The sequence below is a fragment of the Nitrosomonas sp. PY1 genome, from assembly GCF_022836435.1.
GTDB lineage: Bacteria > Pseudomonadota > Gammaproteobacteria > Burkholderiales > Nitrosomonadaceae > Nitrosomonas.
The window spans coordinates 186,536-204,222 of sequence record NZ_BQXC01000001.1; the positions used below are offsets into that span (position 1 = coordinate 186,536).

A 17,687-nucleotide genomic window follows, 5' to 3' on the forward strand; every position below is an offset into this window, starting at 1 on the left:
GCACAGTGAAAAAACAAATGGATTGCTGAATGGAATTATCTCACAATCAACGAGCTGGGGTGTTGAATTAACATGGTGTAGTGATCGTTATTGCGTGAAACCCAACCACGGATTTCCAGTGGTTTGCCGAGGTATTTGGATAGTGGAGGAAATACTTTAAGATTCTGATTAGAAACACGTACATCAATTTTATCGTTAACCAATAAGCGCGTATATTTGCGATTTTTTTTGATGACGTGGAAGGTTGCGCTGAATCGCTGCCAACCTTTGGCATGATTCGCTATTTGAGCGATAGGCTTAAGTTGGTATTCGGGCATGGCCCAGATACCCAATTGCATTTTTTCTGCGTGCTGCTGTGCTTGCATCAATTTATCGCTATATCGTACATTCGGTGGAATGATGCTGATAGTTCCCAAGCCATTTTCCAACAGTGCGAGGTTTAAGTGTTTACCATTGGACAAAAATACATGCGCTAATTGACGCTTGTATTTGTCGAACTTCACTTCATCGTACTCGAGATAGATTTTTTTATCCTTTAGCTGTGCTTGCAGCCATTTTTTTGCTGCGACACCGCCCGGTTCTTCGGCGCGTTGACGACTTTCAATTTCAGGGGTATTGACGCCCAGTAAACGAATATGTTTGCCGTCTTCCAAGATAATTGTATCGCCATCGTACACTTTGCGAACATAGCGCAGCAATCGACTCGGTTGATTATGAATCTCGATTGCTTGAGATTTTCCAGACGGCTGATCAGAATAGGTGATGCATCCTTGGCTATCAATGCTACGGTAAATTTCTTTGGCAAAAGATATAGTCGATATGAAAGACAATGCCAGTAGGATTAGAATGCTAGCTTTGAATTGATTAGCTGGCATCACAGGTTAGGTCCGTAGAATGGATCGCAAATTACACGAAACCGTCGGTATGCGATACTGCAGGAAATGTGGCAAAATGAAACCTTCCGTATTTTTGATGGAATTGATTGTGGTTTTTGTTTGAAAAGTTGAATATTATCAGCCAAGTGCAGGTTATCAATGATGAGATAACGCTCATTTCCACCCTTTTTCAATTCTGTACAAGTAAGCTTCATCTGCGCATTGGAAATTAATAAAATTTTCGACCAGTAGCATATGATATTGATATCTGGATAATTAGATATATTACACAAGGATGCTTTTGATGCATGGAAATTGACAAACTAATTGATTCCTCAATTGAGCCTATCGCAAATGCAGTAGCATCTGTTATTTTCTATAGTACTCAGTTATTTGATTTAGAGATTAAATTCATCTTGTTTTGGCTCGTAATAGCCGCTATTTTTTTTACTTTCTATCTCGGCTTTATCAATGTACGTTGTTTTACGCACGCCATTGATGTATTGCGGGGGAAATTTGATACAAACAATTGTATTTCTGGGGAAATTACCCGCTTTCAAGCATTGATGACCTCTCTGTCAGCAACAATCGGCTTGGGTAATATTGCGGGGGTTGCCGTGGCAATTTCACTAGGAGGTCCCGGAGCAGCTTTCTGGATGGCAATTATGGGTGTCCTTAGTATGTCAACCAAGTTTGTGGAAGTTACTTTGGGTATTAAATACCGCCAGCATGCATCGGATGATGAATGCAAAGTTATATCCGGTGGACCGATGCATTATTTAAGCTCGGCTTTCGAGCGATTACACTGCCCGCTTATGGGTAAATTCGTGGCGGGATTGTTCGCGCTTTGCTGTGTGGGCGGTGCCATTGGTGCTGGCGGATTGTTTCAAGCAAATCAAGCTTATCAGCAAGCTGTAGTGGTAACTGGTGGAGATGCTAGTTTCCTACTGGATAAAGGTTGGTTGTTTGGATTATTTATGGCTGTCTTGGTAGGATTGGTGATCATTGGCGGCATTCAATGGATTGCAGCTGTGGCAGGTCGAATCGTACCGATTATGACCATCTTATATATCGTTGCAGGTATCGTTGTGATAGGTGTTCACTATCAAGCTATACCAGGAGCTATTGAAAAGATTCTTGAAATGGCACTGTACCCGCAAGCTGGGATCGGTGCATTGCTGGGAGGGCTATTAATGGGGGTGCAGCGCGCGGTCTTTTCTAATGAGGCCGGATTGGGATCTTCTGCAATTGCACATTCCGCAGTAAGAACAAATGTCCCCGTAAGTCAAGGAATGGTTGCTATGTTAGGTCCATTTATTGATACCACGATTATTTGCACGTTAACAGCATTGGTTATTGTGATTTCAGGAGCTTATATCGATAGTAGCGGAATTGAGGGTGTGGAATTGACATCACGAGCTTTTGCTTCGGGTATTTCATGGTTTCCATATGTATTGTCGCTGGTCGTTTTTCTATTCGCCTATTCGACTATGATTTCTTGGTCCTATTATGGATTAATATGTACTACCTATTTGTTTGGTGAGCATAAGGTGGTCGAGATTATTTACAAGATTCTATTTTGTTTATTCATTGTCGTAGGCGCATCGGCACAATTATCCAATATTATTTTATTTACCGACGCGATGGTATTTGCAATGGCAATACCTAATATCGTTGGCTTATATATCCTTGCCCCTGAAGTCAAGCGAGATCTCAGAGAATATTTCCGCACTTTGCAGAAAAATACTTCTCTGTAAAAGTAGAGTGAGAGCATGAAATTTTTACGCTGCAAGGATGAAAGTAGTTTAGAATTGCTCCGCAGATAAGAAACGCATTTATAATAATATCCATCATTGTGTTTTACCGTTTTTCAGCCATCACTCTATTATCAAGCCGTAAAGCCGACTGTCTTGAGTGTTTCTCTTTACCGATTTAATCACTTTGCATGAGTTCCGAGAACTTAATTGAAATCAATGATCTGAATTTTTCCTACAGTACACGCGCAATATTAAAGGGTATCCGAATGACCATGCCAAAAGGTAAGGTGATTGCCATCATGGGGGGCAGTGGATCAGGAAAAACTACCTTGTTGCGTTTGATCAGTGGTGAAATCAGACCATCCGCTGGTCACGTGAGATTTTCCGGACATGTGGTGCATGAATTAAGTCGTGACAAGTTGTTTAAACTGCGGCGCAAAATGGGTATGTTGTTTCAGTTTGGTGCATTGTTTACGGATCTTTCGGTTTTCGATAACGTGGCATTTCAAATGCGAGAGCATACCGATTTACCTGAATCAATGATTCGTGATCTGGTTTTGATGAAATTAGACGCGGTAGGTTTACGCGGAGCACACAACTTAATGCCTAATGAGCTTTCTGGTGGTATGGCTCGGCGTGTTGCGTTGGCGCGCTCGATTGCACTCGATCCGAGTCTCATTATGTACGACGAGCCTTTTACCGGGCTTGATCCGATTTCTTTAAGTGTTATTGGTAATTTAATTCGCCGCCTTACCGATACCCTGGGCATGACTTCCATTGTAGTGACGCATGATGTACAAAAATCTTTAAAGATTGTAGATTATGTTTATTTCATCGCTGATGGCGTGATTGCAGCAGAAGGCACTCCAAAGGAGGTGAGGGAATCGACTGCGCCGTTTGTACATCAGTTTATCCACGGTGAAGAAGACGGTCCTGTACCGTTTCATTATTCTGGGCAAAGTTATCGACAAGATCTAGATCTAGGAGATGCGCATGCCTAAGTATATCGTTTCGGTTATTCAGAATATCGGTCATCGCGTTATTGAAGGTATTTGGCGTCTTGGTGTTGGTAGTCGTTTCTTTCTGCTGGTATTGTTAAAATCCGGCACGAGTTTGCGTCGCTTTAACTTGGTGATACGGGAATTATATTTTACCGGTGTACTTTCTTTGATCATTATTGTGGTTTCCGGACTTTTTGTCGGCATGGTATTAGGGCTGCAAGGTTATGAAACTTTACAAAAATATGGTTCCGAGTCCGCAGTGGGTACTTTGGTCGCACTATCTTTGGTACGAGAATTAGGACCTGTGGTTGCAGCGCTGCTTTTTGCTAGTCGCGCCGGTTCTGCAATTACCGCAGAGATTGGCTTGATGAAAGCTACAGAACAACTGACAGCAATGGGTTTGATGGCAGTAGACCCAGTGGCGCGCGTAGTGGCGCCTCGTTTCTGGGCCGGTGTGATTTCTATGCCATTACTAGCCGCGATATTTTCCGTGATGGGGGTTTTAGGCGGCTATTTGGTAACGGTAGTGTTTATCGGTGTCGATCAAGGTACATACTGGTCACAGATGCAAAGTGCGGTAGATTTTCGCTTTGATATTCTGAACGGGTTTATTAAGAGCTGTTTTTTTGGTGTGGCTATCACTGCGATTGCGGTATTTGAGGGGTATGATGCGCCGCCTACGGCAGAGGGCGTATCGGGTGCGACCACACGCACCGTGGTCACTTCATCACTTGTCATTTTGGGACTGGATTTTATTTTGACCGCTTTCATGTTTAGAGGAGTAAGTTAATGCAGCGGACAGCTTTGGATTTATGGGTCGGCATATTTGTGATCATCGGCATTGCCGCATTAATGATGTTGAGTCTTAAGGTCGGTAATTTAAATCTGAATGGTTCGACACAAAGCTATGTAATCACCGGAAATTTTGAAAATATCGGTGGTCTTAAAGTCCGCGCCCCCGTCAAAAGTGCCGGTGTAGTGGTCGGGCGAGTCACCAATATTCAATTTAGCACACAAACTTATGATGCCATTGTGACGATGGACATGGATAGCCAGTTTCTTTTTCCAAAAGATACTTTCGCCAGTATTCTGACATCCGGATTACTAGGTGAACAATATATCGGTTTGTCCGCTGGGGGCGAGGAAACAATGCTAAAAGAAGGTGACAAGATTATGAAAACCAACTCAGCGATGGTGCTGGAGGAATTAATCGGACGCTTTTTGTTTGATAAAGCATCGGAATAAAGTTCAGTAAGAAAGTATTCATGATTGCCAGGAGGGGTGAAAGTTGTCATTTTTTTAAATGGTATTTGCTAAATATAATTTTAGAATGATAAAAACTTTATTAATCATTGTGGTATGTGCTATTGGTATGGTGTCGTCACTAGAGTTGTCGGCGAGAGACCCAATAAAAGCAGAGCAGATATTTGAAAATCTAGGATTCTCCACTGCAGATAGAAAAAAATTGATGCAGGGGGATTTGGTATCAAAAACACTTAATTCATCAAGTGAGCACGAATTGATCGTCGCATTTGCATTTTATGTGAAGCTACCCGCTGATAAACTATTTAATGAAATCAGAAAACAACCATTGATAGCGGTAGACCCTGCGGTTATCAATTGGGCGTTAATTACTGATGGTACTCTGGAAGATTTTAAAACACTAGAGTTGAGCCGCTATGAAGAAGAACGTGCAAGAAAGTATCTAAAAGCAGAGCCAGGTAAGGACCTTAATCTTGATAGGGACGAAATTGCACGCTTCAATGCAATAAAGGTTCCGCACAATCAATCTGCTGTAACATCGGTTACCAAAGCAATTAGGACGCAATTGCTCGCTCGATTTCAAGCTTACCGCCAATCAGGCTTGTCAGGTATATCTCCGTACGAACGTAATCAACAAAGCACTTCTGCAGGAATTTATTTAAAAAAAGCAACTGAAGCTTCGGTTGTTTTGAAAACGGTGATGCCTGATTTCTATAAGGTACTTTTAAGCTACCCAGAAAACAAGCCTGAGGGCTTTGAAGAAGAGTTTATGTGGATTAATTATAAGGCACATGAGGATCCTGTGTTTGTTCTGTCTCATAATTTGAGAATGGCCGATTCAAGTTCGAAAGTTTTTGTCACTGTTCAGCGTCATTTTTACGTTAGCAGTGATTACAACGCCGGACAATCAGTTAGTGGGTTAATTCCAGTGGATGATGGATCGGGAACAATTATTTTCTATGTTAACAAGGTTTTTTCGGATAACCTTACAGGTCTTGGCTCTTCTATAAAGAAATCAATAGGTAGCGAAATTATGATTACTCAACTCAAGAAGCTTTTCGGAAAAGCCCGAACTGAAGTAGAGGAAAGTGCGAGATAGCAGAATTCAATTCTTGTATTATAAAAAGATAGGAAGATTTAAACAGCTTTCCTTTTCTAACACTCGATTGCTTGCACCGACATTATTGGTAATGTTGACGATTGACAAGCAATGCTCACTCAAGAGGGTTTTTATGAATTACTTTAGCAGATTGGCTATGATAGTAATTCTGTCTGGACTGGCTACGAGCTTGTTCGCACGGAATTTTTCAGGTTTGTACGTATTTGGTGATAGTCTTTCTGATTCTGGAAATGTTGCATTGATGATTGGTTCTGACCCCAATCAGATAATTACCGGCAACAGCTATATTCCTAGTCGTCCATATGCATCTGGTCAATTTACTGACGGTGATGTATGGGTGACAACCTTTGCCAGCGCCATCGGACTGTTACCGTTCGCACAACCCGTTCTTACCGGTGGCGGCGGAAATTTTGCATTTGGCGGGGCGCGTACCAGTACCGACGGTTTGGGTCTTCCACCTAGCTTGGCCCAACAAAGTGCGGCTTTTTTGGGAAGTACTGGCGGTACTGTGCCGCATGATGCACTGTATGTATTGCAAAGCGGGGGTAATGATGCACGCGATGCATTACTTGCAATTGCGTCTGGAAGCGATCCACAGTCCATTATCGAAGCTACTGCGATTCAATACGCACAATCCATCGGTTCGATGGTTGATCAACTACAAACAGCCGGTGCTGAGCGTTTTGTGGTTTGGAATGTTCCCAATCTTGGATTGCTGCCTGCAATCACCGAGCAAGGATTGCAAGCTTCGTTTCTCGGTGAGCAAATAGCCTTGGCGATGAATGATGCTTTATCGAATCGTTTGTCAGGTGAAATTGGCGTCACTATCTTTGACGATTTCAGTTTGGTCACTCAAGTAGCGATGGACCCTGCTTCTGTTGGGTTGATGAACGCAACAGACGCTTGTGGCGCAGTTGCAGCTTGTGATCCTTCGACTTACTTATTTTGGGATGGACTTCATCCTACTTCTGCTGGTCATGAGCTGCTGGCACAGCATATGATTCAAGCGGTGCCTGAGCCTTCTACCTATCTGCTATTAATTTCTGGACTATTATTGATTAGTATAAAGCTTCGCCATAAAGCAAAAACAATCATAAAATGAACCTATAGCAGTGTAATATCATTCGTTTTAAGTGTTGAATTGCCGATCGTTAGGCATTATGAAAATGAAAAAAACGACGGAATCGAGGCTACCGGAATCATTTGATGCGAAAACAAAAGTATTGACCGAATCACAAATCACGGGCCTATTGAAGTTACACGATTCGCCAATGGCTCGGATGCTCTATTTGGCTGGTGGTTTTTTGGCATTATTTTTTGGTATTCTAGGGATTCTGTTGCCTATATTACCTACAACACCGTTCATACTTTTGGCTGCAGCTTGCTTTGCTCGTGGATCGGAGCGCTTTTATCGTAAATTAATGGAAAATAGAATCACTGGCCCCATCATTTACGAATGGTTGACTTACCATAGTATACCTGCACGCGTCAAACGCTGGGTGTATGTTCTAATAACCTTATCATTCGTTAGCTCTATTTTTATAGTGTCTGAAGTATGGCAAAAAATAATGCTGGTCATGCTAGGAAGCATCTTGGTTTTTTGTATTTGGCGTATACCTGTTCGAAAGGCTCAGTGATTCTCCGATAAATGCGGATTTTCTAAAGTCTTTTATTATGCTAAAGTCGACGGTTTAAATCGCATTAAAAAGGGAACAAGCAATGGATTACAGTTACGAATCCGACCATACAAAGTTTATTCGGGAATTACTGGAAAAGAACCCAGAACTGCAAGAAAAGCGCAAAGCTGCACGTAACATGTGGTGGGATAGAGGACTTGACAAAGAAGAACAAAAAAAATTTAAAGAATCTAATGATCCCAAGAAACCGTATGCTTATTATAGTGAATAAATCTTAACGATGCCCGGCAGAGAATGCGTACGCTTTCATTTTTTATCATTTTGTTTTCTTTGGGGGCATGTAATCATCTTCCAGAAGCATTGAAAGCCAGTAGAGAAACACCACAAAATTTTAACCAGCAATTTCCCGGTGAGCACTCGGTGTTGGCGAAATGTACCGTCAATAAATTGCGATCTGATGGTAATCGCGCGCTTTATTACTTGCATTTTAAGTATAGGGAATTTTCGGACAGAGAAGCTTCGGAGATTGTCGCTTTAGATACGCGTTATTTATCGAATATATATCCAGCTTATGCTCCATCCAATCCTGATGCCGTTCAAATATCCGGAGGATTTTATACGGAATCTATAGAAACCTATTCACACGAAGCCAGGTTGAATGAGAGAAGTCAAATGGCGTTTGTTTTTTCCTTGGTATTGGAGAAAAGTGATTATGCTTCTACCGCGGCTACTTTGGACGGTGATCTTTATGCCGGTGAAGTTGGTTGGAAAGTACTCGAGTCTTGCGCCTTAGTCGCTTCAGAACAACCTCCTACACCGTAGATTTCTAAGGCATAGTTAAGAAAGAGGCACCGTACCTTTATACGCTCACTCCGAAAAAAATAAAAGCTTCGGCAATCCATGCGATAAATTTTTACTCTGTTCAAAATAAGTTACGCTACTTCCTTAACATCGTAGGCTTTGGGGCTTGTTTAATTAGAGTGAGTTAATTATTGTTACCTGATTTTGCTAATAAAAAATCCAACATACGAGTCGATAATAATCTTCGTAAGGTACCGAACAAGTAGGTTGGAAAGGTCACATAATAGTGTGCTTGCGGTTGCTTGCTTTCTAATGCATGGATAACTCGATCCAATACCGCATCAGGAGGTAATGTAAATGGAACGGCTGCAGGTCCTGGTTTATTTAAGCGATTGAGTACACCTTGATATTTTTCCCGGTGTACGCTGTTTTCGATATCAATATATTTCAATAATGCTTTCATTGAGTTTGTTCGAAAACGACTGGTAATCGGTCCTGGTTCGATTAAGCTGACATAAATATTGGTGCCGCGAAGCTCTAACCGCATTGTATCGCTCAGACCCTCAATGGCATATTTGGAGGCATTATATGCTCCTCTGAAAGGCAGCGAAACCAGCCCTAATACTGAACTGTTTTGAATGATTCTTCCGTATCCTTGGCGGCGCATTACCGGAATTGCTAGATTCGTAAGCTCCTGCCACCCGAAAACATTGGTTTCAAATTGTGCTCGCAATGCATCGCGGCTCAAATCCTCGACAGCACCAGGTAATCCAAATGCACCGTTATTGAATAATGCGTATAGCTCGCCATCGGTTCGGCGAAGCGCTTCTTCGAAAGCAAAATGAATTGAATTGGAATCGGTCAGATTTAAATGAAAGCTTTCTAAGCCTTCTGCTTCTAATGTCGCGACGTCTGCCTGCTTTCTAGCCGTTGCAAGGACCCGGTAGCCGCGCACTTGTAGTCCTTTCGCAACGCAATAGCCGATTCCGCTGGAGCATCCTGTTATTAATATTGTTTTTTTCATCGTTTTTAAGTCAGTTGTTAATTATCAAAGCTGGGTACTTAATAGCTATTTTTTGCAATACGATCATGCATATCATGTAACAATAGTAGAGTACGTAAATTTGCTACCTTGAAAAAATACACCAGAAAAGAGCTTCTATGTCAAAGATATTGTTTCGATTAAATGGCGCGCCTGACGATGAAATTGCAGAAGTCCGTGAGCTATTAACGCAGCATGACATTGATTTTTATGAAACACCGCCAGGAAATTGGGGAGTTTCAATTCCGGCTATTTGGGTGAAAGCGGAAGATCAATTCGAGCAAGCACGTACTTTATTAGATGTCTATCAACGTCAACGTTCCAAGCGGATCAAAAACGAATTATTATTATTGAAACAGACGGGAGCAAGCAAAACTTTTGTTGATATGATCAAGCAAGATCCTGTAAGTTTTACAATTCACCTAGTGGTTGCATTACTGGTGATCTATTTGTCGATTCGATTAATCTGGGATCTCGGTCAATAATTGACCCAATATTTGTAAAAGTGACAGAGATTCATTTAATTAATACAATCGACTGAATGCGGTATCATAATCAATCAGTGATTATTTGATTCAAATTACCTAAATAAAAGGAAGAAAATATGAGAAGTTTTATTAAACTACTAGTATTGGGCCTGATTGCAATACCTTTGCATACACAAGCGGGTGGAAACCCTGATCATGTAAAATTTCCACAAGGCTATGAAAAAGGCTTTAAACAGTACGCTACAATGAACCGCGCCAATCAAACACAAGTCGCCAAGCTTTATGCAAACGAAGCAGCGGTTAATGGTTATACGAAAGACAGTAAGAGTGGATCAGGTTCCGTGATCGTGATGGAAATCTATGATACGAAAAAAGGCAGTGATGGTAAGCCGGTAGCAGGTAAGGATGGTCTTTTCGAGATCGATTCTTTAGCGGCGGTCGCTGTGATGGAAAATAGAGATAACTGGGAGGCATCTTTTAGCAAAGAAGATCGCACCGGAAACTGGGGATTTGCAGTTTATAATCCAGATGGCAGCGCGAAAAGCAACGATTTGAACTGCGTTCAATGCCATACGCCACTGCAAGCGCAAGACTATCTGTTTACTTACCAAAAACTCGTCGAATTCGTTAAGAAATAGACGGAAAGTATATTTCCAATCCGAGTTGGGTTACTGGCTACAATCCTCGTTAACTTAGCCTGTTAACCTGACCGGAAAATTTCCTGCAGTAAATTGCCGTTGAGCGCGCGGTCACGCAAAATCCACCATTGATCTAGCATCAAGTTAACACACATGTGAGCGAACGGTTTATTAGCCTATTGCTAATTTATCGTACGGGGAATGTATTTTTTGAGCTTGTAACCAAGATTTGATTATATTCATCCGCGATATTCCAATAACAGCTTTTTGTAAGCCCTATTTTTAAGAAAACAATCTGGAACTCTTTAAGAGGTTTCTGCAAAAGTATTTCTATATGATCGCCTAAAATCCCTAGGATCTTAGGTGCGACAATATGTCGCATTGTCTTTTATCCATATAGGAAATACTATCCCTTCCGAAGTTTTCTGCTGCTGTGTAAATATGTGCTTAGAGAGTGATTCTCATCAAGAAACGGATGTGAGGCACTTAGAAGCAAATTTTCTTGCAGATCGCTTCTTTCATCATATGTTTTTGCTTTGAAATTTACATATCGATACCTCGTGTATGGAGATGAAAAAAGTAGTTTTCTATTGCTAGTAAAAATTAAGAAGAAAAAGGGGAAATATTAAAATGAAACAAATTAAAGTTGCAGCACAAGCGGCTTTATCGATCGTGGCACTCGTTGGTTTTTCACATCATGCCTTAGCGCATACCCGACTAGCTACACCTATAGTAACGGAGGGAGTGAGAGTTGCTAATGATGTTGTCATTGGTCATGGATGTGGCGATGGAAGTTATGTCATTGCAAGTTCGGTGGTTTTTCCAGATGGACAGGATTCCACGCTCAAGGTAAATGGTGCTGTTGTTACCGATAAAGTGATTACTGATTATGTCAGTAATTATGGCAATTTATATCAAAAAGTCATGGATACTGGCACTTTCAAACAAGAAGATGAAAAACATGACGCATTGAGTAATACGGTAGGGTTCTACGTCAAAGACGGGAAAGTTCCTGCTTACTATACGGTTTATCTACCGTTCAGAGCGAGTGCACATACATTTGAACCGACATCTTGTACTGCAAGCGTTAAAGTGGTTATAGGAATTGCGGATATCTGCAAAGCTACGAGTGTTAGCGGTTTTTCTGAAACAACCGTGAATCTTTGGACGCCTGCCGTTGGGTCGGTGTTTGATGGCGTAGGCTTGCATGGATATGATTCTCCCGCAACATTAACGATTACCCGCGATCTGGTCAACAACCCACTACCAGAAGGTTGCTCTGCAGAAGGCGATGCGGTGGAATTGATTCCATCCAAAGCGCAAATGGACCGCGACATGCCGATTGTGGTCAAGGGTAAGCAATGGTGGCCAAAAAATTGATTTGTATTTGTTCTATATAGTGTTTCAGTTAGAGAGCAGATACATGATGGCTTCCCTGTCTGTTCTCTCTTTTTAAGAGGAACTTCATGATGATGAAATTGCAACGAAAGCATGTCCACTTGTCGTTATTCATGACCGTATCGTTAAATATGCTGGGAGCTACACAAGTTGCTCATGCAGAAAACAACGATGCTTCAATTCATTCAGGCGTGGCATTTAACAGCCTTGCATCCATACAGATCCAATGTTTTCCAGGTGAAAACGAGTTACCAGTCAATCAGGTTATTACTGACGAATTGACGCAGCAAGCCGCCTCTAAAGTAGCTGAAGAGCGTGTTGCCGCATTGTCTCAACTGGCAGCAGCAGTGCCTATTGATGTTGCTATTAGGCAAGAAATCATACAAAAAGCCTTGCAAGATGCGGATCCCCGTGTCAGGGGGCAAGCTGTTTATGTGTTGGCACAGCAAAATTGTGCGGACAGTATGTTATTGCTTGAACAAGCGCTTGATGACAGTGAACTTTCAGTACGCCTGATGGCGTTGGATGGCTTAATGGATAATGATCGCAGTATAGCCCTGTTGAAAAATGCGTTAAAGGATGATGAGCAAGCCGTTCGTGAACTCGCTGCGGTAAAGCTCGAGAGCTTCTCTCAAGCAACCGAAATAGTGAAATAGCGATACAACTAAAATAATTTTAGGAGATGGATATGAGATTTGTTTCAGTAAAAACGGTAGCTTCTTTAGTAACGGGTAGCGTCATTTTAACGCATTCGTTTTTTGCCTTGGCGCATAACCAAGCAGGTAGCTTTACCACTGGATTAGCAGCCGCCGTTGATTTTTATACCGTTTCGTGTACGGATGATGGCAATGGAGCGCCTTCCTATCTTGAAGCTCGCGTTAAAGATATGACGGCGAATTCATCTAAAGTGAACATTACCATTCAAAAAGGTACGACTAATTGTAATACTAACGCATGCGCACGATTTAGTCTGGATAGCACCGATAGTGACACTGGTTACAGTCCGCTTATCAAAGTGACGCAAGGCGCGGGAACCTACAATTTATATGTGTCTCATACGGCTGCGGGTACGGATAGCTACGATGTTGAACTACATTGCAAGACCGCTAGTGGTGTGCATACCGGAACCAGTTCTGCAACCCGGCAACAGCAATAGCAATTAGTATATTTATAAATCTGCGCGGTGGATCAATCTTTGGGCGATTTAAAGGTTGATTTACCGCAGTTAATCGTGGATGTGCGTATCCAGATTCCCTCAAAATTATTATAAAAAGGCTCTTAACAATGAAAACAAAGTTATCGATAAATTTGTTGGCCATTTTGCTGTTGATAGGAGGAGGCATTCAAACGGTTTTAGCGCATAATTCGTTTAAGGCGCCTCGCGTTAAAGAAGGACCAACATCGTGGAATGCGATTGTGTTTGGGCACGGATGCGGAGAAAATACCATTGTTGGAAGCTCTGTCGTTTTTCCTAATTTCTCCGAAAATCCTGCTTTACAGGTTTTCAATGCATCATCAGGGGCTTTTGAGGCGACAGAAGATACTATTGAAATGCTCTATGATACCGCCGCAGCACCTTTTAGCTATATCATTGATCGTTCCGTTTTTCCTGCAGGCGGTGTCAAAGTGAATGACTCCGATGAAGCTGTTGGTATGTGGGTCGGAGGTGGAGAAGGTGTTCCGCATAGCGGAAGTGGTGCAATCAAAGGATTTATTTCTGTGGGTTTCCAACCAGGCATTTTTGTCTCGGATTCATGCGCTGCGCAGGTACAGTTCGTATTACCAATGGCGGATGTTTGTAAAATAACGACCATCGGCGGTTTTAAAGATGGCGTTGTTAGTTTATGGATGCCAGATGGTGTTGATACCGAATATGTCATACCTGGTTCGAGTCATGGGGGTGAGCTGATTCTAACGGTAGAACGAAACTTAACTAGCAACAAACTCCCAGAGTCATGCAAAGAGCAAAAAATTTATAAAGTTGTACCAACAGCAAAGCAAATTAATACATATATGCCAGTAATTATTAATGGGAAAAGAGTTTGGCCGAGACAATAAATGTATTAATCGAGACCTTTGCAAAACCCGAATCCTTAATATGTAATATCAATAAAAACAGTAATCTGAGAATGTGCCGAAGGACTTTTGCAAAGGTCTCTAATTATATTGATTTGTAGATATTTCGTGGAATAGGAAGTATATGGATGGTATATTATTTGCCAATGCAAAAATGAGAAAAAATTTCTCCAAGTAAGTCATCGGCAGTGAATTCACCGGTGATTGAAGACAAAGCAAGTTGTGAAAGCCGGAGATCTTCTGCTAGAAGCTCTAGTTGTGATTCATGAGCTATGAATGTTCGAGCGCTATTGAGGTGTGCTTGTGCCATTGTCAGTGCTTCGAGATGACGCTGTCTAGCAGTAAATAAACCTTCAGTGCTATGTCGCCAGCCGGAAATTGCCAGGATTTCTTTGCGCAGTAAATCTATGCCCGCACCGGTCTTAGCGGATAAATTAACTGTTGTGCTATTGCTGTGCTGTTTGATCCTTGCAGATTCGTTGATTAAGTCAATTTTGTTGTGCACAGTAATTCGTGGAATATCTGCGGGTATCGAGTACATTGTTTCTGCTTCAGTAGAAGGCGACCGCTGACTGATATCCATTACCCAAACGATCATGTGGGCATTTTTTATCGCTGCATGTGTGCGTTCAATTCCTTTTCGTTCCACGATATCGCTGGTTTCTCTTAATCCTGCGGTATCAATAATGTGTATGGCGATACCTTCGATAGTGATTGTGCGTTCAATGACATCTCGAGTGGTTCCGGGGATTTCGGTTACAATGGCAACATCATCTTCAGCTAATTGATTGAGTAAGCTAGATTTGCCAACGTTTGGTTCGCCTGCCAAAACAATTCGAATACCTTCTTTGAGTATTTTTCCCTGCTGTGCAGTTTGGAATATTTGTTTAAATTGCGTATCGATTTGTCGCAATTTTTCTTCGATTGGCGATAGCGGTAGATCACCGATGTTATCTTCCGGGAAATTGATGGTAGCTTCAATGAACATTCGAAGCTCGGTAAGCATATTCACCAATCCTTCAATCTTTTTTGAGAAATCTCCACGTAAAGAATTGGTAGCACAACGAGCTGCTTCGTAAGTATTGGCTTCAATAAGATCAGCAACACTCTCGGCTTGAATTAAATCAATTTTATTGTTCAGATAAGCTCGTAGCGTGAACTCACCGGGTTGGGCCAAGCGTGCGCCAGCAATAAGGCACTGATTTAATAATAAGCTCTGTATTGCTGGACCACCATGGCCTTGTAACTCTAGAACATCTTCCCCAGTATATGAATAAGGCGCAGGGAAAAAGAGCGCGATGCCTTGGTCAATAACACGTCCTTCAGCATCCAAAAATGACTGGAGCATTGCTTGACGTGGTATTGGTGATTTGCCTAAGAGGGTTTTGCTGAAATCCTTTAAATCTGCTCCGGAAATACGAATCACCCCGATACCTCCCCGCCCAGGTGGTGTAGCGATTGCGGCGATAGTATCGGAGTTTGCCATATAAAGGACTGACTACCGTATTGAAACAACCGGTTCCGAAAAATAGACCGGAGCTTCGGTGTTTATTTTTTTCTTGATCGTTTACCGTGTGTGGGTTTGTTTTTGTTGCTATTCACCACTGTTTTTGGCTTCGGCGCAATTGATTCGGATTGATCCCCATCGTCTGCCGATGCCATACTGGCAAGATTATCCTCGTTCTTGTTGGCAGGAGCATTCAATGCGAGTTTCTCAGCTATGGGTGCCTCGGTTTTTTTATGTTTTTTATTCTTGTCTTTATTGGCATCTTCCGCTTTATTTTCATACATTCGCGTGATTTGCCATTGTTGCAAAATAGAAAGGATATTATTGCAAAGCGAATACAGTACTAATCCGGATGGGAAGAAGAAAAAGAATATACTGAATGCAATAGGCATAATTTGCATAACTTTTGCTTGAATCGGATCAGCCGGGGTAGGACTCAACTTGGATTGTATCCACATTGATATACCCATAATCAGTGGAAGCACATAGTATGGATCTGGTGTGGATAGGTCGTTAATCCATAAAGCGAAAGGTGCATTACGTAATTCCACCGCAGACATTAGCGTCCAGAACAAAGCAATAAACACCGGAATTTGAACCAGAATAGGTAGACAGCCACCCATTGGATTGATTTTTTCCTCTTTGTAGAATTCCATCATCACTTGATGCATACGTTGACGATCGCCTGCATATTGCTCTCGTATTTTCTGCAATCTGGGTGTGACCACCCTGAGTTTTGCCATTGAGCGATAACCAGCAGCAGATAATGGAAAGAACAATAGTTTGACTGTCAGCGTCAATAAAATAATGGCTACCCCCCAATTGTCAACCCAGGAGTGATAAAAGGAGAGTAATTTGAATAAAGGCTGTGCAAGTATTGTCAACCATCCATAATCTACTGTTAAATCCAAACCAGGCGCGAGCTCAGCCAGTTTCTCCTGCTCTTGTGGGCCGGCATAAAGAGACATAGAAATTTGTTTTGTTTGACCGGGCTCAATTGCGCCAACTGGTGCGATTACGCCCGCAGTGTACTGATTAAGTGCTAAATGTTTGGCATAGTATTCACGCGGTGATTGCTGAGTAGGCAGCCAAGCTGCGAGGAAATAGTGCTCCAGCATAGCGATCCATCCATTGTCAGCATTTGCCGGATACTCCGCTTTATTTTTGTCGAGATCAGAAAACTTTATTTTGATGAATTTATCTGCGTCGGTATACATCGCTGGGCCAGTATACGAATGGATCATCGTATTGGAACCACTGGGTTCGTTTGCGTCCCGAAGCATCTGGAAATAAGAAAAAGGAATAATCGTTTCATCGCTTTGATTGGTGATTTCAAATGCAACATCAATCACGTAATTATTACGATGAAAAGTAAAAATTTTGGCAACTTTAATGCCGTTCTCTTCTGGCGCTAGTAATTTTACTACTAACTTATCTTGGTCCGGTTCAAGTTGATAGTTGTTGTTTTCTGCGGTGTATTTGGTTTTATGGCTAGGGAGCTTGTCGCCTATAAGTCCTGACTGTGCAACATGAAACCGGGCTGTTTTGTCCAGCAATAACTCATAAGGCTTATCTTTGTCTTCGCTGGAGGGGTGTAGTAGTAAACCGAGTTGTCGTATATCCCCGCCAGCCGTGTCAATTTCTGCCACAACTGTATCTGTAGTGACTTTGATTTTCTCGCCTGTAGTAAATAAATTCGGAGTGATTGATGAACCAGCACCCTCAATACCTGAAGCAATTGACGATCTTTCAGTGTTTGATGCTAATCCGTCGCCAGGAACCGGTAGTGGATCATGGCGCTGATTGGATGAATCTGAGGTTGTACCCGACGTAATTTGTGTTGTCGGGGGATTAATTTCTCTTTGCCAGGCATCCCACAAGAATAGTAACGATGTGGAAAAAATGATAATGAGTAAAAGTTTTTTTGTTTCCATTGTTTATTTAATTCAGTGAGTTCTCGACATAGCGCACGTGCGATTGAAATCCTAATATTTTATATAAACATCGGCTTTCAATGACATAAGCAATTAATCTTGTTAAGTTTTAATGTTTTGTAATCGATTAATGGTTTGATAGCAATTGGA

19 protein-coding genes are annotated in these 17,687 nt (G+C 41.8%); 15 read left to right on the top strand and 4 right to left on the bottom strand.

All coding sequences use genetic code 11. From position 1 onward, the window contains the following. Nucleotides 1–35: 35 nt before the first annotated feature. Entirely contained in the window at nucleotides 36–875 is an 840-nt protein-coding gene (locus tag W03_RS00830; protein ID WP_244070485.1) for a thermonuclease family protein, read from the bottom strand. A gap of 308 nt (nucleotides 876–1,183) precedes the next feature. Here W03_RS00830 and W03_RS00835 point away from each other — a divergent pair, with 308 nt between their 5' ends. The 9 genes from W03_RS00835 to W03_RS00875 all read left to right on the top strand — a co-directional run bounded on the left by W03_RS00835 (nucleotide 1,184) and on the right by W03_RS00875 (nucleotide 8,475). Continuing rightward, a complete protein-coding gene (locus W03_RS00835) occupies nucleotides 1,184–2,632 on the top strand; it encodes a sodium:alanine symporter family protein (protein ID WP_244070487.1) in 1,449 nt (482 codons plus the stop codon). Between the two features lie 188 nt (nucleotides 2,633–2,820). Continuing rightward, nucleotides 2,821–3,633 carry an ABC transporter ATP-binding protein gene (locus W03_RS00840; RefSeq protein ID WP_244070489.1) on the top strand — a complete coding sequence of 271 codons (813 nt, stop codon included), beginning with the start codon at nucleotides 2,821–2,823 and terminating at the stop codon, nucleotides 3,631–3,633. After that, complete coding sequence (gene mlaE / locus W03_RS00845) at nucleotides 3,626–4,423, top strand: lipid asymmetry maintenance ABC transporter permease subunit MlaE (RefSeq protein ID WP_244070491.1); 798 nt, start codon at nucleotides 3,626–3,628, stop codon at nucleotides 4,421–4,423. Before W03_RS00840 ends, mlaE begins: the two co-directional genes overlap by 8 nt. Next, entirely contained in the window at nucleotides 4,423–4,878 is a 456-nt protein-coding gene (gene mlaD, locus W03_RS00850) for an outer membrane lipid asymmetry maintenance protein MlaD (protein ID WP_244070493.1), read from the top strand. Before mlaE ends, mlaD begins: the two co-directional genes overlap by 1 nt. A gap of 58 nt (nucleotides 4,879–4,936) precedes the next feature. After that, complete coding sequence (locus W03_RS00855) at nucleotides 4,937–5,995, top strand: hypothetical protein (RefSeq protein WP_244070495.1); 1,059 nt, start codon at nucleotides 4,937–4,939, stop codon at nucleotides 5,993–5,995. 157 nt (nucleotides 5,996–6,152) lie between these two features. Further along, on the top strand, nucleotides 6,153–7,118 hold the full coding sequence (locus tag W03_RS00860; RefSeq protein ID WP_244070497.1) for an SGNH/GDSL hydrolase family protein: 966 nt from the start codon (nucleotides 6,153–6,155) through the stop codon (nucleotides 7,116–7,118). A 64-nt stretch (nucleotides 7,119–7,182) separates the two neighbouring features. Beyond that, nucleotides 7,183–7,653, top strand: a complete 471-nt coding sequence (locus W03_RS00865; protein ID WP_244070499.1) for a YbaN family protein — start codon at nucleotides 7,183–7,185, stop codon at nucleotides 7,651–7,653. A gap of 82 nt (nucleotides 7,654–7,735) precedes the next feature. After that, nucleotides 7,736–7,924 (top strand): DUF3460 family protein, encoded by a 189-nt coding sequence (locus W03_RS00870; RefSeq protein ID WP_244070501.1) that lies wholly within the window; start codon nucleotides 7,736–7,738, stop codon nucleotides 7,922–7,924. 23 nt (nucleotides 7,925–7,947) lie between these two features. Further along, a complete protein-coding gene (locus W03_RS00875) occupies nucleotides 7,948–8,475 on the top strand; it encodes a hypothetical protein (RefSeq protein ID WP_244070502.1) in 528 nt (175 codons plus the stop codon). A gap of 163 nt (nucleotides 8,476–8,638) precedes the next feature. Here W03_RS00875 and W03_RS00880 read toward each other — a convergent pair whose 3' ends face one another. Beyond that, nucleotides 8,639–9,478, bottom strand: coding sequence for an SDR family oxidoreductase (locus W03_RS00880; protein WP_244070504.1), 840 nt, complete (start codon nucleotides 9,476–9,478; stop codon nucleotides 8,639–8,641). A gap of 137 nt (nucleotides 9,479–9,615) precedes the next feature. Here W03_RS00880 and W03_RS00885 point away from each other — a divergent pair, with 137 nt between their 5' ends. The 6 genes from W03_RS00885 (at nucleotide 9,616) to W03_RS00910 (ending at nucleotide 14,078) form a co-directional block, all read left to right on the top strand. Beyond that, nucleotides 9,616–9,981, top strand: coding sequence for a DUF6164 family protein (locus W03_RS00885; protein WP_244070506.1), 366 nt, complete (start codon nucleotides 9,616–9,618; stop codon nucleotides 9,979–9,981). Between the two features lie 119 nt (nucleotides 9,982–10,100). Beyond that, the gene (locus W03_RS00890; protein WP_244070508.1) at nucleotides 10,101–10,622 is read left to right on the top strand and encodes a cytochrome P460 family protein; all 522 of its coding nucleotides are present in this window, start codon (nucleotides 10,101–10,103) and stop codon (nucleotides 10,620–10,622) included. A gap of 630 nt (nucleotides 10,623–11,252) precedes the next feature. Then, a complete protein-coding gene (locus W03_RS00895; RefSeq protein WP_244070510.1) occupies nucleotides 11,253–12,002 on the top strand; it encodes a hypothetical protein in 750 nt (249 codons plus the stop codon). Between the two features lie 86 nt (nucleotides 12,003–12,088). Continuing rightward, the gene (locus W03_RS00900) at nucleotides 12,089–12,676 is read left to right on the top strand and encodes a HEAT repeat domain-containing protein (protein ID WP_244070512.1); all 588 of its coding nucleotides are present in this window, start codon (nucleotides 12,089–12,091) and stop codon (nucleotides 12,674–12,676) included. A 32-nt stretch (nucleotides 12,677–12,708) separates the two neighbouring features. Next, nucleotides 12,709–13,176 (top strand): hypothetical protein, encoded by a 468-nt coding sequence (locus W03_RS00905; RefSeq protein ID WP_244070514.1) that lies wholly within the window; start codon nucleotides 12,709–12,711, stop codon nucleotides 13,174–13,176. Nucleotides 13,177–13,304: 128 nt separating this feature from the next. Then, nucleotides 13,305–14,078, top strand: coding sequence for a hypothetical protein (locus W03_RS00910; RefSeq protein ID WP_244070517.1), 774 nt, complete (start codon nucleotides 13,305–13,307; stop codon nucleotides 14,076–14,078). Nucleotides 14,079–14,232: 154 nt separating this feature from the next. Here the strand turns inward: W03_RS00910 and mnmE are convergent, their stop codons facing one another. Continuing rightward, nucleotides 14,233–15,582, bottom strand: a complete 1,350-nt coding sequence (mnmE, locus tag W03_RS00915) for a tRNA uridine-5-carboxymethylaminomethyl(34) synthesis GTPase MnmE (RefSeq protein WP_244070519.1) — start codon at nucleotides 15,580–15,582, stop codon at nucleotides 14,233–14,235. A gap of 62 nt (nucleotides 15,583–15,644) precedes the next feature. Then, nucleotides 15,645–17,537 (bottom strand): membrane protein insertase YidC, encoded by a 1,893-nt coding sequence (gene yidC, locus W03_RS00920; RefSeq protein ID WP_244070521.1) that lies wholly within the window; start codon nucleotides 17,535–17,537, stop codon nucleotides 15,645–15,647. Nucleotides 17,538–17,687 lie beyond the last annotated feature (150 nt).

What these genes read in the sequence shown, in the direction of transcription:
- W03_RS00830 (WP_244070485.1), bottom strand. Translation starts at nt 875, where the DNA reads ATGCCAGCTAATCAATTCAAAGCTAGCATTCTAATCCTACTGGCATTG.
- W03_RS00835 (WP_244070487.1), top strand. Translation starts at nt 1,184, where the DNA reads ATGGAAATTGACAAACTAATTGATTCCTCAATTGAGCCTATCGCAAAT.
- W03_RS00840 (WP_244070489.1), top strand. Translation starts at nt 2,821, where the DNA reads ATGAGTTCCGAGAACTTAATTGAAATCAATGATCTGAATTTTTCCTAC.
- mlaE (WP_244070491.1), top strand. Translation starts at nt 3,626, where the DNA reads ATGCCTAAGTATATCGTTTCGGTTATTCAGAATATCGGTCATCGCGTT.
- mlaD (WP_244070493.1), top strand. Translation starts at nt 4,423, where the DNA reads ATGCAGCGGACAGCTTTGGATTTATGGGTCGGCATATTTGTGATCATC.
- W03_RS00855 (WP_244070495.1), top strand. Translation starts at nt 4,937, where the DNA reads ATGGTATTTGCTAAATATAATTTTAGAATGATAAAAACTTTATTAATC.
- W03_RS00860 (WP_244070497.1), top strand. Translation starts at nt 6,153, where the DNA reads ATGATAGTAATTCTGTCTGGACTGGCTACGAGCTTGTTCGCACGGAAT.
- W03_RS00865 (WP_244070499.1), top strand. Translation starts at nt 7,183, where the DNA reads ATGAAAAAAACGACGGAATCGAGGCTACCGGAATCATTTGATGCGAAA.
- W03_RS00870 (WP_244070501.1), top strand. Translation starts at nt 7,736, where the DNA reads ATGGATTACAGTTACGAATCCGACCATACAAAGTTTATTCGGGAATTA.
- W03_RS00875 (WP_244070502.1), top strand. Translation starts at nt 7,948, where the DNA reads ATGCGTACGCTTTCATTTTTTATCATTTTGTTTTCTTTGGGGGCATGT.
- W03_RS00880 (WP_244070504.1), bottom strand. Translation starts at nt 9,478, where the DNA reads ATGAAAAAAACAATATTAATAACAGGATGCTCCAGCGGAATCGGCTAT.
- W03_RS00885 (WP_244070506.1), top strand. Translation starts at nt 9,616, where the DNA reads ATGTCAAAGATATTGTTTCGATTAAATGGCGCGCCTGACGATGAAATT.
- W03_RS00890 (WP_244070508.1), top strand. Translation starts at nt 10,101, where the DNA reads ATGAGAAGTTTTATTAAACTACTAGTATTGGGCCTGATTGCAATACCT.
- W03_RS00895 (WP_244070510.1), top strand. Translation starts at nt 11,253, where the DNA reads ATGAAACAAATTAAAGTTGCAGCACAAGCGGCTTTATCGATCGTGGCA.
- W03_RS00900 (WP_244070512.1), top strand. Translation starts at nt 12,089, where the DNA reads ATGATGATGAAATTGCAACGAAAGCATGTCCACTTGTCGTTATTCATG.
- W03_RS00905 (WP_244070514.1), top strand. Translation starts at nt 12,709, where the DNA reads ATGAGATTTGTTTCAGTAAAAACGGTAGCTTCTTTAGTAACGGGTAGC.
- W03_RS00910 (WP_244070517.1), top strand. Translation starts at nt 13,305, where the DNA reads ATGAAAACAAAGTTATCGATAAATTTGTTGGCCATTTTGCTGTTGATA.
- mnmE (WP_244070519.1), bottom strand. Translation starts at nt 15,582, where the DNA reads ATGGCAAACTCCGATACTATCGCCGCAATCGCTACACCACCTGGGCGG.
- yidC (WP_244070521.1), bottom strand. Translation starts at nt 17,537, where the DNA reads ATGGAAACAAAAAAACTTTTACTCATTATCATTTTTTCCACATCGTTA.